The organism is Petrotoga mobilis SJ95 (assembly GCF_000018605.1).
GTDB classification, from domain to species: domain Bacteria; phylum Thermotogota; class Thermotogae; order Petrotogales; family Petrotogaceae; genus Petrotoga; species Petrotoga mobilis.
This window is the reverse complement of the sequence record NC_010003.1, coordinates 1,754,078-1,769,811: the sequence shown is the minus strand read 5'-3', so window position 1 is coordinate 1,769,811 and position 15,734 is coordinate 1,754,078. Positions and strand designations below refer to the sequence as shown.

The window sequence follows — 15,734 nt, the reverse complement described above, 5'->3', positions numbered from 1 at the left end:
AAAAAACAAGAGGTGGAATAACTTGGAAAAACCGACGGTTCTCATAATTGGAAAACCCAATGTGGGAAAATCAACATTATTTAACAGAATGATTGGTGAAAGAAAATCAATAGTTCACGATATGCCTGGTGTAACGCGGGATAACGTTTCCTCCACAATCCAATGGGACGATATATCTTTTACATTGGTAGATACTTGTGGAATATTCGAACAACCGGAAGACAACATAGAAGAAAGGCAGAAAAAAATAATTTTTGAAAGTTTAAAAGACGTATCTTTGGTAATATTTGTAATCGATGGAAAGATTGGACTTACCTCAGAAGACTATCACATTGCTGACTACTTAAGAAAGACCAATTCGAAAGTTATCTTAGTTATTAATAAGGCAGAGAATTTTGAAAAATACGAGCTTGAGATGAAACCAGAGATCTACTCTCTTGGCTTTGGTGAAGGAATCCCTGTTTCTGCAGAGCATAACAAAAATATTTTTACTTTAATGGATACTATCGCAAATACTTTAAAAACTTCTGGCTTAAATTCGGAGGAATCTGTTGATAGCGAGAAGGATAGCGAAGAAATAAAAGTATCTATCGTCGGGCGTCCTAACGTTGGGAAATCTTCTCTTTTTAATAGCATAATTGGTTCAGAAAGGGCTATCGTTTCAGAAATACCTGGAACAACCCGAGACGCCATTGATCATCTAGTTACAATGGGCGATAACACCTTCAGATTTATAGATACTGCTGGAATGAGAAAAAAAAGTACCATTCATTATGCAAGTATTGAAATGTTTTCAATATCAAGAACAATCAACGCAATTGAAAAGTCAGATGTAGTAATTTTAGTAGTTGATTCAACAGAAGGAATAACCCACCAAGACAAAAGCATCATAGGTATTGCAGAAAAAAGAGGAAAGGGAACGATTATAGCATTTAACAAGTGGGATTTAGTTAGTAACAACCATCAAAGAAAGGAAGAGTTTTTTAACTATTTTGAAAAAGAACTCTACTTTGTAAATTATAGTCCATTAGTTTTCACATCGGCACCTAAAAGATGGGGGATTCAAGAATTAATAACCGCTATAAAAGAAGTCGAAAAATCAAGAAACAAAAAAATCCCAACAAGTGCGTTGAATGCAGCTTTAGAAAAATACACATTGGTTACTCCACCACCAATTAAAAAAGGAAAAAGAATCAAATTTTACTATGCTACACAAGTTGGGACCAAACCACCTGTTTTCGTATTCTATTCAAATTTACCATACGACATACCAAAATACTATCAACAAGGTTTGAGAAACATGATAAGAAATTACATTGATCCTTTCATTGGTTCGCCTATATTTCTAAAATTCGAAGCAAGAAAAAATGAAGAAACTTCAAAAACCAAGCAAAAAACACTATAAAATTTGTTGTTAAACTTTGACTAAATTATAAATCCTATTTCAGGGAGGAAAACATATGTCCATTGCTGCTTTGATCATCAGTTATCTATGTGGATCTATTCCTTTCAGCTTCTTGATTCCATGGAGTAAGGGGATAGACATAAGAAAAACTGGAAGCGGAAACGTTGGAGGAACCAATGTTTTAAGGGCTTTGGGGCCAAAATGGGGACTCCTTTCAATAACACTTGATTTTTTGAAAGCATTCATTCCCATTTTAATAATAAGACTTATTTTTGGTGTTGATTCGTGGGTTCCTTATTTATCTTTAATTGTACTTGTCTTAGGTCACGACTATCCAATTTTTTTAAAATTCGAAGGTGGAAAAGGAGTGGCTTCTACATTAGGTGGTTACTTTGCTTTGAGCCCGATGTTAGGTGTAATATTTCTGTTAGTTTGGATATCTGTCGTATTATTGACCAAATATGTTTCTGTATCGTCCCTTTTAGGTTTGCTTGTAACCGCTATTTTAAGTTATTTTTGGAATTTAAAATTGGGTATTACCTACACACTTTTATTTTTTCTGAGCTTGTATAGACATAGATCGAATATCAAAAGGTTACTATCGAATTCTGAAAATAAAGCAGACATTATAAAAATCCTAAAAAAGGAAGAAAAGATTCAATGAAAAAAGCACTTATCACCCTTTTTATTTATCTTTTGCTGACTAACGTTTGGATATTCTCTCAAGAATTATCAGAAAGTGAATTAAACTCTAGAGAACTATTTTCAGATAGTCTCCAGTTGTTATTTGAAGGGGAAAAATACGAGGCACGTGTTCAATTAAATCAAGCAATGAGTGGAGAAATATATATAACAGATATACCCAAACTTTGGTACTATGCAGCAAAATTGGATTTACAGTTAGGAATGATAGACAAAGCCATTCAGGACTTGGAAAATTCTTTGTTATTCTCAACAGTAAATGAAGAAGCTAATACATTGTTGAACTTTATAAACAGTATCAAAAATTTTTCACTTTCCAACTATGCCACACCTGTATTTCTTGAAATTAGCCAAACAGCAGGCGTTAAAGATTCTTTTGAAAGATTTTATAATCCAGTAGATTGCGAAATCATCAATTCAAATTTGTACGTTTTAGATTCTCAAAATCACTTGATATTTAAAACAAGTAACTACGAAGAAACTTGGATAAGATTGGACAAAGGCAAAAATTATTATTCTATAAACGCTGACGAAAATCTAAATAGAGTTTACCTAGGCTCGGATAAAGGGATTTATTACTTTGAAAGTTATTCTCCAATCATTAGAAAAGAAATTAAAACCAATTCAACGGTGGAAAGTACGGTATTAACAAACGAAATAGAAAACCAAAAGGAAGTTTTGACAGAAGGTTTTCCATTTGTGATTTACGACATCGATAACGCTGGAAGATTAGTCGGATACGATCCATACAACAATGAAATAAAAATCATAGGTTACAACGGTGAGATACTTCAACAAAAGAAATTTGACCATTCAACAACGTTTCTCGATGGAGCCTTATGGCACAACAATTTATACTTAATTGATTATGCAAGTTCATCAGTTTTTAATTTCGATATATTAAAAAATGAAGTGGTGAACACAACAAAACTACCAAATAAAACTTATATTTCTCTTGATGTTCTTCCCTGGAATAAAATCTTAGTTTCATCAGTTGAAGATGGCATAGAAATTTTAGAAGAAGATGGAGAACTCAACCCAATCGATAATAGTTTTAATGGTAAAAATACTAGTCAATTCAGGGGAAAAGTCAAAATTGAAAATGGTTTGCTTATCCTTTCGGATTTAGAAGATAACAAAGTTTACTTGGAAAGAATAGATTCAAATACTGAAAGTAACCTGTATATTTTGAATTTGTACGGGTTGAAGTATAGTAAAAACGATCGAACAGTGACCCTAAAAATTAATGTCAACGATATCTCAGGCGAAAAAATGGATTTTTTGACCAAAAATATATACGTAATGGATTCAGGGGGTAGAGTGCCTTTTAATTACCATCGTACTTATTCGATATCAGATACTTATGAATATGAAATTAACGATCTCTTCCAAGTTCATGTACCCCAAATTAACACCGATTCGAAGATATTAACACATGGTGAGATCGACACAGAACTAACCCCTGAAAAGACGATACCTTTTATCCTTTCAAGTAGTTCTTTATTCCACCTGACTAATGGAAAAGAAGTAAACGCTAACTTAGAAAACCTTGCCTTCATGAGCGGAGGAGGTATTATAGATCAAAGCCAAGAAGAATATCTGAAAAGTTATTTGAAAGTTTCATACAAACCTATTGATTACATAGAATACAACTTATTTCCTCCAATAATCAGTGGGATAAATCCAGCCGGTGTCTCTCTGTTATTAGAAGATAAAACTTTAGTTGATACTCTTTTTTACTATACTGAAGGGGATATAAATGAGTAAAGAACTGGCATATTATTACAACCAAAAAGCAAACACCATGTTAGAAAAAGGGAATTATCTAAATGCTGCTTCATATTATAAAAAAGCGATATCTTTACTTCCTGAAGATCCTATGTTCTATCATAACATTGGGGTCTGTTATATGCTAAGTGAAGATTACGAAAAAGCTAGTAAATTTTTAGAGATTGCTTTAGAAAAAGGCATAGACTTAGACGAGACAAACCTTTACCTTGCCCATTCATTATACGAAATAGAAAAGTATGAAGACATATTACATTTAAAAGAACCTCAGGATGGCCAAAACAAAATAAACTTTTTGATCATAAAATCAAAAGCCGCGTTGAAAAGTGGAAACAACGAAGTTGCAAAAAAGATAGTAAGTCATTTAAAAATCTCGGGTTACAATTCTCAAGAATTGGAACTAATAGAAAAAATGATATAACAAAAAATTTTAGTGGGGAGGATAAAAAATGAAAAAAGGTAGCTTTATTATCATTCTTTTAATTCTTTTGGCTTTACCAATTATTACATTCTCATATAACGTAAGGATGGGTGACATCTTAGGAATTTGGGTCTTAGGATATCCTGAATATTCAATAACCGATGCAATTGTGGGGCCAGAAGGAGACGTCACGGTACCTCCTATTGGCAGAATAAAAGCAGAAGGTAGAACTTTAGAAGAAATTGAAAACGAGATATCCACTAAAATGGAAAGTTACATAAAAACTAATAAAGTTACAGTAGGAATCACCCAGTATGCCCCTTTTTCGGTAACGGTTTTAGGAAACACCAACATAAACGGGGTCATTAACATAAAAAACGAAAAGATTAAACTTTCAGATCTAATTGGATTAGCTGGTGGGATAAAAGATATCACTAACTCCTCTTATGCGTTGATCAAATCTCCCGATGGAAAGGAACAAAAAGTTAATATCGAATGGATCAAAAGTGGAGAACCTGGTGAAGATCCTTATATATATGAAAATTACTTTATTCTCTTCCCCTACGACTATACGAACAAAATCACTGTTTTTTCAGACTTCGGCACGTCATCTTTAGATTACTATGAAGGTTTGACGTTGAAAACCGTCATCTCTTCCATGAATATACCTACTAACAAGATGCCTGCTGAAATTATGATTGTTCGAGAGGGAAAAATTCAAGAAGTCCCATTTGATGAAATAGTAAAAAAAGAAGATTATTCCTTACAACCAGGCGACACAGTAATAATTCCTTACAACTATACTAATAATGTTCTTGTCTTTTCTGATTTTGGATCAGCTTCTTTAGATTATTTTGAAGGCATGGGAATAAAATCTGTAATAACGTTACTTAACGTTAGTCTAAGCGAAGTAGAAGACTCTGTAACAGTTGTTAGAGAAGGAGAAACTACTACTTTATCTTTACAGAAAACAACCAACAATGAAGATTTTTTTCTTCAACCTGGCGATACAGTAATAATAAACAGATTTGAAAATTATGTATACTTAAGTTCACAAGAAAATTCACAAAGAGTTGACTTTGAAAAACAAGAAAGAATGAACATCAGAACACTCTTAACTAAAGTTGGTATAAGTGAAGAAAATGTGGAAGAAGTTCGAGTAAACAACCAACCCGTAAATTCGAATACTGAGCTAAAAAAAGGTGATTTTGTTCAAATTACACTTAAGAGAAACTATGTTTATCTAAGTGGAGCATTCAACAGAACTGGAAAGGTTGAATTTTTGCCAAACGAAAAAATAAGGATGGATAAGATAGTTGGATTAGCAGGTGGTTTCAGTAACAATTTTTCAGGAAACTTGGTTATCGTGGATAATTCTGGAAGTACAAAAAGTTTAACCGTTGATCCGAATAACTTAACTATGTTGAAAGATGTCTTAGTAAGTTCTGGCTCAACGATAATAGCCGACACAGAATTAAGAATGGCTTATATATTCGGAGAATTCTCTAATGTTATGGCCTACAATCAAGGAGAAAGTTTGTATGAACTACTGCTCCCATTAAACTTAGATGAATCCTACCAAGTTAGATATCAAATCGGTGAAAAAACCGGAACTTCAATAGCGAATGAATTTGACAGTTTAAAAAATATTCTACTCGAAGGCAAGGCCTTTGTAGAGATTTCAAAAATTGCTCCAGACCAAATTATCGTCTACAAAGCAGGAGAAACACAAGTTATTCAGCAAAAAAATGTAAGGTTAATAGATGTCTTCTCGTCTGTAAATGGGTTCTCCCCAGTAGATACTGGAACAATAGCAATCTACCAAAACAATGAAAAGATAAAAACAATAAATTCTGAAGAATTATTGAACAATTTAATGATGGAAGTTCCAAAAGGTTCATACGTCGTTGTTCAACCAGAAGTGAGTGGTTCATACATAGCTGTTTTGGGAAATATCTCTCCAAAAAGTCTAAGAACAGATGTTCCAATGAGCTTGGTTGAGATACTTTCTAACTCCGCTATCGATTGGAAAAACCAAGAGAGCATCTTCATCTATACAAAAAACAACGAGGAAATAAAAGTGGATATAAAAGACGTTGAATCACTAAGAAATGTACTTGTTAACCCTGGATCCATAGTCTACGTACCACCGGCAGAAGAGCAAGTTGTTTACGTCTTTGGAGAAGTAACAAAACCCGGTATTATCCCATACAATGCAGGCATGACAGTGCTAGACGCAATACTCAAAGCAGGAAACGCTTCTCAATCAGCTCAATTAACAACGGTATACTTATTCAAAGATGGTCCGGAAAATCCACCTGTAACTTTGGACTTATCTGGAATAATAAACGCAGCCCCTGTAAAAACCGGGATGAACCCAGAAGTAAAACCAAAAGATATTATCTATATTCCAAAAAACACACTCACCAACATCGTAGAAGTTATGAGTACGGTACAAACATTCATGAGTTTTATTAACGCCGGCTTTGACACATACGCTAATGTATCTGGTCTGTTTTGATAAAATAAGAAAGGTGAAATTTGTTTGAAAACCTCTGAATGGCTTAAGAAGTACGATATAAGATTAAAAAAAGGGTTGGGTCAAAATTTTTTGTCTAACTCGACTGTGTCTCATGAAATAGTAAAAAAAAGTGAAATCGATGAAAATGACGTAATAATAGAAATTGGAACCGGCAATGGAATTCTCACAGAAGAGATAGCAAAGAAAGCAAAAAAAGTAATAACGTTTGAAATTGATGAGAGGCTCAAACCACTATTAGAAGAAAGGTTTGAAGGTTCAAAAAATGTAGAAATACATTTTGAAGATTTCTTAAACACAGACCTTTCTAAATTCAAAGATATTCCAAAACTGAAATATATAGCAAACATCCCATATTATATCTCTTCAAAAATATTAGAAAAGATATTTGAAGAATCACCAAAATTTGAATACGCAATTTTTATGTTTCAAAAAGAGTTTGGACAACGGTTGATGGCAAAATCAAAAAAAAGTTACAGCCCTTTAAGTATATTCGTTCAGACTTATTGTACTGTTGAAAGAATCATGGATGTATCTAAAAACAATTTCATACCAATTCCAAAAGTAGATTCAGTAATATTGAAATTCAACCCTGTGTACAAGTATGTAGAAGAAATAGATCCAAAAGATTTCATGAAATTTGTTCACATATGTTTTTCTAAAAGAAGAAAAACAATAAAAAATAATCTTAAAGAGATTATACCTGATACAGAAAAATATTTAACTGAGGTACAAATTGACCCCTCATCTCGACCAGAAGATATTCCCTTAGAAACATACATACAACTATACAAAAAATTGTTGGGGCGAAGGGGCGCTAAAAAAGGGTTCTAAAGGCAATAGTAAATTTATCTTTGGAGGGATAGAAATGGCTGAAGAGAACAATTCAGAAAATAAGAATGAAAATAAATTAGAATACGAAAGTTTAATCAACCAAGAAGAAAAGAAACCACCACAAAACAGAGAGAGATTAATTATTATTACAACTATTATTGCAATAGTTGTCTTGGGTATTGTGATTATATTTTCTCTGTTGTTTTTTGGTGGAAAGTATAATGTAACGATCAACTACGAAATAGTTGCGTCAGAAGGTCTACAAGAACCTTACAACGAAATAAAAGTTGAATTGATTGGAGCCAATACTTACGAAGCATCTTTTCCTGTTGGAGAAAGTATAGAATTAACGTCCATAGAAGAAGGGACTTATGAGCTAAATATCATGGCAGTCGATGATACAGGACTTGCATATTACTATTATAACAACCCAGAATTGTTTGTGAATGAAGATAAAACCCTAAGCGACATAAATCTCGAAAAATTACCCCTAAGATATCAAATAGATTATGAATGGGATGATAACGATTTGTATATAACACTCCCACAAGACTATGACCAATATTTAATTTATAGAAGAAACAGTGATGGAATGTACGAACCTTATAGGACCTCCACCCAGAATACACTTATTTTAAGTTCAGTGCCTTCAGAAGGATTGGATCTGAAATTTGCTGTTGTTAAAAATAACATGGTTTATAATTTCTCTGAAAATTATTATTTTCAAAAAAATAGTTCTCCCATAAGCCCAATAATCTTATCACCATCTGAAAATCAACAATTAAGCGAGTCTAGTGTGTACTTCGTATGGCAAGCTGAAGATCCCGATAGAGATTCTTTGGTTTTTGATTTATATTTAACTGCGGACTCTGGACAAGAGCGACTCATAGCAGAAAATATCGATACGTATTTTTATCGATTTAATTCTTTGGAAATGGGAAAAAATTATACCTTAAGAATTGTTGCAAAGGATCAAAAAGGTGGAGAATCTACCTCTCAAATACGCTTTTCCACAAAAGTAGTGCCCGAGGAAAAAGTTTATCTCTACTCACCAAGTGGCGAAATGGGGGTAACTATATATGAAGTTACAGATCCAAGTAAACCCCAAGAAATCGCTACAATAGACACGCCAGGAAACGTCACAGATGTAATCAATCACGATAACTATCTATATATACTCAGATATATGGAAGGATTAAGCATAGCAGAAATAAGTAATCCTAACTCTCCCAAACTACAAGAAAACTTGAATTTAGAAGGTATTAACGGAATTAAAATCGCCAATGGTTATTTATACGCTAGATTTGAAAATGGACAGGTTAGTGTATACTCCATTAAAGATAATCCACGTGATCCTGAATTTCTGGGATACACTGACATCAAATTCTATGGTGCCCTAGAACCTGAAATCAGGTATATTCAAACTCAGCAAGACTTAAAAGTTGAAATTATAAAAGGAGAATACCCAGTTAGAATCAACCTTAACAACCGTGTTTTTGTTGCGGAATATTCCTTATTAGTTGCCAACGCAGATATGAAAGAAACCGTGGAAAATTCCTTTTCGCAGGTTTTTGACACTCTTAGACTCATATTCTCAACTTATAAGCCTGAAGATTTTAGAAACAGTGAGAAAATTGCCGAAATTGAGAACAAATTGCTTTCGGCTTTAAATGAATTGTTCAAAACAAACACTACCAACGGTATAAAAGAAGTAACTTTAGATGTTTCTAGAGTTGAATAATTTTCACTTTAGGTTCTCTTTGCTAAAGGGAGAGTAGATCCTTATTTTGTCAATTTTTGTTTGAGATAGCACTGTTCTCTGAATGCTGCAATTTCAGCTTCGAGATTCGTATTGGCAGAATCTCCAAAAAATGCATGAATCATTGGAACAACCAATGAAGGATCTCGTTTTGATACTTCTTTGGCGATGGCATCCATTTTTGCCATCGCCACGCCTTCTTGCATGCAAGTGAAAGGTCCTACATGGAATATCCCAGAAACTTTTTGTCTACCGTTTGCCAATTCACCATTTAAAAATTTTAGAAATATCCCAATTACCAAAGGTGATTCTCCTACAATATCACCGTGGTACTTTCTACTATTTTGCATGTCATCGATGATTTTTTGAGGTTTGGGTAAAACAGCGTGGTCTTTAGAATACGCCCCAAAAATTCTTTTGAAGCGCCAATCTGTGAAACCCATGTAATTATCCACAAATCGGAAAAGAAAATTAGGGTTTCTCCTTTCGTTAATGTAAATCACATATTCTAACCATTCAGCTATTGTCCCTCTGATTATTTCTAACCTTTCCTCTTCTATCCTTTCCATTACATAATCTGTGTAAGGATCATGTTGTCTTGAATATATTTCCCCTATGTACAATACTAAAGGAAGTGAATGCTCTTTCGCACTTGGGGATAACTTTGTGAAAGTATCTATAGCGTCATTCACCCATCTTTTTAGATATTTTATAGAACCGCCTTTTTCCATCAGTAATTGTTGTAGGTTTTCCCATAATTTTTGGGTAGTTTCATCGAAATCAGAAAAATCATCCGCATATGGTCTGAATCTTCTGATTAAATCATCTGTCATATCCGCCATTTTTATTGCCCTGAAAACATTTATTAATGCGTCTGCTTTCTGATAAAGAGTTTTAAACTGTTCTGGCGCTTCTATTTGGAGGTAACCCGTATCAACAGAAGGGCTGATTATAGGGATATTGTCAAGTCCTTCTTTATGTAAAAAAATCTTCAGAACTTCTCCATACTTACCAAAACGACATGGGCCAGAAGTGGTCGGCAAGAAAATAACGGTATTGTCATTTATCCAGTCCTTTCCTTTATCTCTGGCTATTTCTTCCAAGGTTGCCATCGCATCACCAACCACGCCTCTTAACGGAAAACAAACTTCCGTTGTGATGAACCTATCTGCCGCTTCTTTGGCTTGAACTGTGGCCGTTGGTAAAACCTTCGCTTCTATTCCGTAATGTTTAAGTATAGCTTTTCCTAGGTTACTTGCCTCACCCATGTAGGGAATGAGCCACTGCCTCTGCCCCAATTTTAATTTGTCCTTATGACCATCGGGGAATAAGACAAAATCTTTGAACTCCAAATCCGTTTTTGGTTTACTCTTTTTCACCACTCGATCGTGTGCCTCAGCTCTTGTAACAAAGGGAGCGTTGTTGGTTTGTGCATCTGTCACTAAATGCAAAAACGGTTTGTCTGCTCTTTTGAATATCTCATCTTCATGATAAAATTTGACTGAATCTGGTCCGCAAGCAAAATTCATCTGTCTTATCGGAAATAGTTTTGGATGTTGTGCAACGAATATAGAAGCTTGGAGAATATGCGCATTTTGATACCAGTATTCGTTGAAAGAAAGTTCATCTATAGGAATATCCTTGTAGTACTCTTCCAAAAAAGTTTGAGGAATATAATTCATACCTCTTTGCTTGGTGAACATAGAACCTGATTGTGAGGAAGCCTGAGGGTCTAATACAACATAATCTCTTCCCAATCCTACATACCCTATCTCTTCACTTTTTTCTAATTTGTTTAAGAATCTTTCCCCTTGTTTGTGTAAATCGCTTTTGAACGCTTCTAACTTTTGATCTGCATAATCTATGGCTTCCAATATCTCTTCTTTGGAAATATTGTAACCAATTCTTTTTAATTCATCGTATATCGCTTGAGCTGACCTTTCTTTATCTTTCCAGTAAAGAACAGGCAGAATCTCTCTATCTTCTTCCAATCCCAATATGTCTTGTAACAAGTAACCTTCAGCCTCGGTATATATGCAAAATTTTCTCATTGGTTTTTTATCTCTTACTTCTTCAATAACCGAAGGGTTAAACAGGTGTTTTATCCTTTTATCTTTTGCCAGCAGATCCCCGTGACCTATAACGAGTTTCATCGCTATACAAAACTCTGTAGGAGCAATATTAATACCTCTTTGTGCAATTTCTTCATCTGATACTGGAGATAATACTGGTAAAAATCCAATTTTACTAAACAATGCGGCAGACCAAATACCTATTTCTCCTAAGGTTACTCCAGCTCTGTGAATACCTACCGTTTTTTCATTATCGACATTTATTTCGTCCAACTTTTCGTATTTTATGCCTTCAAAATGTTTTTCAAACAATCTATGGAAAATTTCAACATAATCTACTTTTACCTTCTCTGCCCCTTCACTGTTCCCTCTTGGACAAAAACCACCTGTTATAACTTTTTCGCCTGCTATAGTAAAGATTTTCAATTTGCAATTTCTTACCTTACAGGACGATTTGCCGAAGTAATCTGAACACATTACCTCTTCTTTTTCAAATTTCATATCTACTACTTCAAAGCCTCTGAAAGCTGAGCGCACTTCTTTTCCTTCTTTTTTCACCTTCAATATCTCTTCTCTTAGAAAAAGACCCGCTCCCCATGCTCCAAACAATTCTCTGTGGGGATAAGCGTAGATATCTTTGTTTGTAACTTGTGCCATTGCAGCCAAAAATGCTTTCCCCAAGGCTGGTCCCCCTTGACAAGAGCATTTGTTTTGAACATGTTGTGGACCTCCAACAAATTTATTAAAATAACTAGCTGCTGTGGATCTTACTATAGCTGCCGCTATCTCTTCTTGTGAAAAACCCTCAGAAATTAAACGGTTTTCTTCCATCTCCATGAAAACACCACAGGTAGAATCTATAATGGGTACTTTTTCTGCTTTCAATGCGGCTTCTTGAAGTGTCGATTTGACATCCAAGCCTAACAGTTGAGCCATGTTCTCCAATGTTTGACCAGCTCCGGCTTGACATGAGTAATTCATCCTAGCCTCTTTTATCTGATCTGTAGCTTCTTCTCCATTAAGTTTGAAAGAAGTGAACTTCATATCTTGTCCACCGATTTCAAATATCGTATCGATCTCTTCATCGTGAAATTTAATTCCCTTGGCGTGACATGTGACTTCATCAACGGCTCCATCTAAAACTGCGTATCCTTCTTCTTCTAAAGTTTCTTTTTTCTTTTGACTTACTAAAATTCTCTCGTACAATTTTCTGGCTGATCCTGTGGTACATACACCAAGAACATTATAATTATTGGATTTTTTGGCTAAGTGTCTAAACACTTCTTTAAGAGCTCTTTCTGGATCACCATGGGTGCTGATGTAAATTTTGTCTAAAAGGGCACCCGTTTCAACGTCCACAATCGCAGCTTTTGTGGTGGTTGAGCCTCCATCTACTCCTATGGTTACATCTCTAACCACATCAGGTTGCACTTTCTCAATTTTTCCTTCGTAGCTGTGGACTTTATCAAGAAAGGCATAAAGAGGCTTAGCATAGGGACGTTTACTCTTCGTAAAATTAGAGATCTCAGAAAGTCGGTTAAAATCTATCACAAATTTGTTTTTCTTTTCTAACGCTTCCAGAGCTATCCCAATAGCTGCAACAGCGGTATGGTACTTAGGCCTTTTTACATTTAAATTAGTTAACATATTGAAACTTTTGAGGATATAATCACTTGAAAAGACTCCTCCTGTAGCTATGGCTGAGAGAGATGGATCAAGTTCCCTCGCTCCAATCACGTCATTTTTAAAATTCCTAGCTACTGTAGAGTACAATTTTGCAACTAAAAAGGGCCTTTGAGCACCTTCATTTTGTTCGTGTATCAAATCTGATTGAATTACAACACCACATCTAGCATTGAAGCCCTGAATATCGCTGTAATCTTTCACCTCGTTTTCTGCTTGGGCATACAATTTTCTCATTAGTTCAATTTTTTGTGAGTAATCATCTATCTGAAAAAACTCTGAATCGTTTTTTAAGTATAATCTTTTCAACTGTTTTTCAACTAAGATTCCTGAACCCCCGCCACATTTGCTATTAGCTGACAACTCTAAAAGATTCACCTTTTCTTTAAGATGTCCAAGTCTTAAAAAATATGAGTCCTTTGCTCCAATGTGGAATACATAGGAAACATTTGGTTCGAGAAAAGAAGCACCTTTGGGTATGGTAACACTTTCATAATCAAACAAGAGTTCCGAAAAAACTTTGTTGAAAAGTTGTGCACCTATTCCCGTGAAAGACGTAGAAAGTACTTCCCCATCCAGTTCAGGTTTTATCGATTCCCAAATCTCCGGTAGCCTTTTTAAAGGCACACCAAAATGTGGAATACTTTCTTTAACGTATTTTAGTTTTCCTTCTTCGTCAATGACCGCTACATGAATGCTTGATGAACCAATATCAAACCCAACGTAATACATACCTTTTCTCCCCTTAAAGCCCAAAATTTTTCTTTTTTTGAAGCCCTAAAACCTACTTTAGTGCCTCATTACCCTACAATCAGTCACATCATTTCTCTCTTACTATTATGATATACCTTTTTACAATAATTATCAAGGTTCTTAAGATTTTATAACAAACAAAAAAAATTAAGCCCCATAAAGGGGCTATAAATTCTATCCGTTGCCTTTTCTTGATTTTTGCTACTCCATACCGGTAAATTTTTTCAATCAATGAGACTATAATTGTTTCATTATTTCTTTGGTATTTTCATACAACTTTTTGTATAAATTGAAGTATTTATCATAAACACTTTTGTTATTAACGTCTGGGGAAGTATTTTCTTTGAACTTTATCCATTTCTTAATATCTTGTGAATCGGGAAATACACCTGTTCCTAAGCCAGCTAAAAATGCATCTCCTAAAGGTGCTTCAACATCTTGATCCGTTCTTTTCATAATATATCCTGTCACATCTGCAAATATTTGAGTCCAAATATCACTCTTAGCAGCTCCTCCTACTAAGTAACATTCGGAATTCAATTTCATTCCAGTATTTTCTGCATATTCCATATTATGTCTCAGGGAATAGGCTACAGACTCCATAAAAGCTTTGTAAAGATGTCTTCTTTTGTGGTACAAGTTAAGTCCTATAATAGTTCCTTTAGCACTTGATTCCCAAACAGGTGATCTTTCACCCATAAAATATGGCAAAACTATAATCCCATCACTTCCAGGAGGAATATCTTTTGATTCCAATTCAAGAAGTGAATAAGCAGAAATACCTCTTTTTCTTTCAAATTCTTTTTCATATTCCCCGAACTCTTCTCGAAACCATCTCACTATGGCTCCCGAAGTGGCTCCTCCCCCAAACGTGTATATCTTTGCTAAATCATCTACAACATATGGAAAACTAACCAATTCAGGGGTTAGGTATTTGCCATCGTGAATATTGCCCCAACATGTCGAAGTCCCAACCATAGCTACGTGTTCACCTTCGTTGACAGATCCCGCACTTAATTGAGCAACGGGTGCATCTATTCCTCCAGCGATTATCGGGGTGCCCTCTAAAAGTCCGATCTCTTGAGCATATGTTTTGTTGAGGGTTCCTACAATCTCAGAAGATTTAACTATCTTTTCAGGCAATTTATCTGAATCTATTCCAAGCATTTTGCACATTTCTTCTGACCAGTATTTTTTATGAATGTCGAAAATCCCTCCGATATTACCAGCAGAAGAGAAATCTATTATTACTTCACCTGTTAATTTGTGAATGACGAAATCTTTTGGTGTTATAAATTTATAAGTTTTTTCCCAAATATCCTTCTCATTATTTTTTATCCAAATGATTTTTGTGAAACCAAAGTAACTATCAACATAATTACCTGTTATCCCAAATAAAGTTTCTTTGGGAACATTATTTTTAACCCAATCTGTTTCTTTTGTTGCTCTCCTATCCATCCAGATCAAGCAGGGCCTCAGAGGGTTGAAATCTTTATCAACCGGGATTCCCGAACCTCCATATAATCCACTGATAGCGATTCCTGCAACGGTTTTTGGATCTATTTTCCTTTTTTCTATTGCTAGTTTCAGAGTATCAATCACAGCATCAAACCACACATTAGGCCATTGTTCAGCCCAATTGGGTTGAGGTGTCAAAACAGAATATTCTTTAGAAGCTTCTGCAATGACTTTTCCATTTTCATCCGTGATAACTGATTTAGTGCTTTGAGTTCCGATATCCACTCCCACTAAATACATTTTTAGTTCCTCCAAATATA

At 34.7% G+C, this 15,734-nt stretch carries 9 protein-coding genes; 7 read left to right on the top strand and 2 right to left on the bottom strand.

The window, feature by feature from the left end:
- The first annotated feature begins 22 nt into the window (after positions 1–22).
- From der to PMOB_RS08275, 7 genes are read left to right on the top strand one after another with little or no spacing between them, the layout of a single operon-like run.
- Positions 23–1,405, top strand: coding sequence for a ribosome biogenesis GTPase Der (gene der, locus PMOB_RS08305; protein ID WP_012209408.1), 1,383 nt, complete (start codon positions 23–25; stop codon positions 1,403–1,405).
- A gap of 55 nt (positions 1,406–1,460) precedes the next feature.
- Positions 1,461–2,069 carry a glycerol-3-phosphate 1-O-acyltransferase PlsY gene (gene plsY, locus PMOB_RS08300; protein WP_012209407.1) on the top strand — a complete coding sequence of 203 codons (609 nt, stop codon included), beginning with the start codon at positions 1,461–1,463 and terminating at the stop codon, positions 2,067–2,069.
- Complete coding sequence (locus PMOB_RS08295; RefSeq protein ID WP_012209406.1) at positions 2,066–3,874, top strand: hypothetical protein; 1,809 nt, start codon at positions 2,066–2,068, stop codon at positions 3,872–3,874. The genes plsY and PMOB_RS08295 overlap by 4 nt, the downstream gene beginning before the upstream one ends.
- On the top strand, positions 3,867–4,316 hold the full coding sequence (locus tag PMOB_RS08290; RefSeq protein WP_012209405.1) for a tetratricopeptide repeat protein: 450 nt from the start codon (positions 3,867–3,869) through the stop codon (positions 4,314–4,316). Before PMOB_RS08295 ends, PMOB_RS08290 begins: the two co-directional genes overlap by 8 nt.
- A 28-nt stretch (positions 4,317–4,344) precedes the next feature.
- On the top strand, positions 4,345–6,837 hold the full coding sequence (locus tag PMOB_RS08285; RefSeq protein WP_012209404.1) for a polysaccharide biosynthesis/export family protein: 2,493 nt from the start codon (positions 4,345–4,347) through the stop codon (positions 6,835–6,837).
- A gap of 24 nt (positions 6,838–6,861) precedes the next feature.
- Positions 6,862–7,689, top strand: coding sequence for a 16S rRNA (adenine(1518)-N(6)/adenine(1519)-N(6))-dimethyltransferase RsmA (gene rsmA, locus PMOB_RS08280; RefSeq protein WP_012209403.1), 828 nt, complete (start codon positions 6,862–6,864; stop codon positions 7,687–7,689).
- A 34-nt stretch (positions 7,690–7,723) separates the two neighbouring features.
- Entirely contained in the window at positions 7,724–9,430 is a 1,707-nt protein-coding gene (locus tag PMOB_RS08275) for a flagellar basal body-associated FliL family protein (RefSeq protein ID WP_012209402.1), read from the top strand.
- A 41-nt stretch (positions 9,431–9,471) separates the two neighbouring features.
- Here PMOB_RS08275 and PMOB_RS08270 read toward each other — a convergent pair whose 3' ends face one another.
- On the bottom strand, positions 9,472–13,935 hold the full coding sequence (locus PMOB_RS08270) for an acyl-CoA dehydratase activase-related protein (protein WP_012209401.1): 4,464 nt from the start codon (positions 13,933–13,935) through the stop codon (positions 9,472–9,474).
- Between the two features lie 258 nt (positions 13,936–14,193).
- Positions 14,194–15,714 carry an FGGY-family carbohydrate kinase gene (locus PMOB_RS08265; protein WP_012209400.1) on the bottom strand — a complete coding sequence of 507 codons (1,521 nt, stop codon included), beginning with the start codon at positions 15,712–15,714 and terminating at the stop codon, positions 14,194–14,196.
- Between the last annotated feature and the right edge of the window lie 20 nt (positions 15,715–15,734).

Excerpts from the sequence above, each read along its gene's own strand:
- plsY (WP_012209407.1), top strand. The coding sequence starts at position 1,461 with ATGTCCATTGCTGCTTTGATCATCAGTTATCTATGTGGATCTATTCCT.
- PMOB_RS08295 (WP_012209406.1), top strand. The coding sequence starts at position 2,066 with ATGAAAAAAGCACTTATCACCCTTTTTATTTATCTTTTGCTGACTAAC.
- PMOB_RS08290 (WP_012209405.1), top strand. The coding sequence starts at position 3,867 with ATGAGTAAAGAACTGGCATATTATTACAACCAAAAAGCAAACACCATG.
- PMOB_RS08285 (WP_012209404.1), top strand. The coding sequence starts at position 4,345 with ATGAAAAAAGGTAGCTTTATTATCATTCTTTTAATTCTTTTGGCTTTA.
- PMOB_RS08275 (WP_012209402.1), top strand. The coding sequence starts at position 7,724 with ATGGCTGAAGAGAACAATTCAGAAAATAAGAATGAAAATAAATTAGAA.
- PMOB_RS08270 (WP_012209401.1), bottom strand. The coding sequence starts at position 13,935 with ATGTATTACGTTGGGTTTGATATTGGTTCATCAAGCATTCATGTAGCG.
- PMOB_RS08265 (WP_012209400.1), bottom strand. The coding sequence starts at position 15,714 with ATGTATTTAGTGGGAGTGGATATCGGAACTCAAAGCACTAAATCAGTT.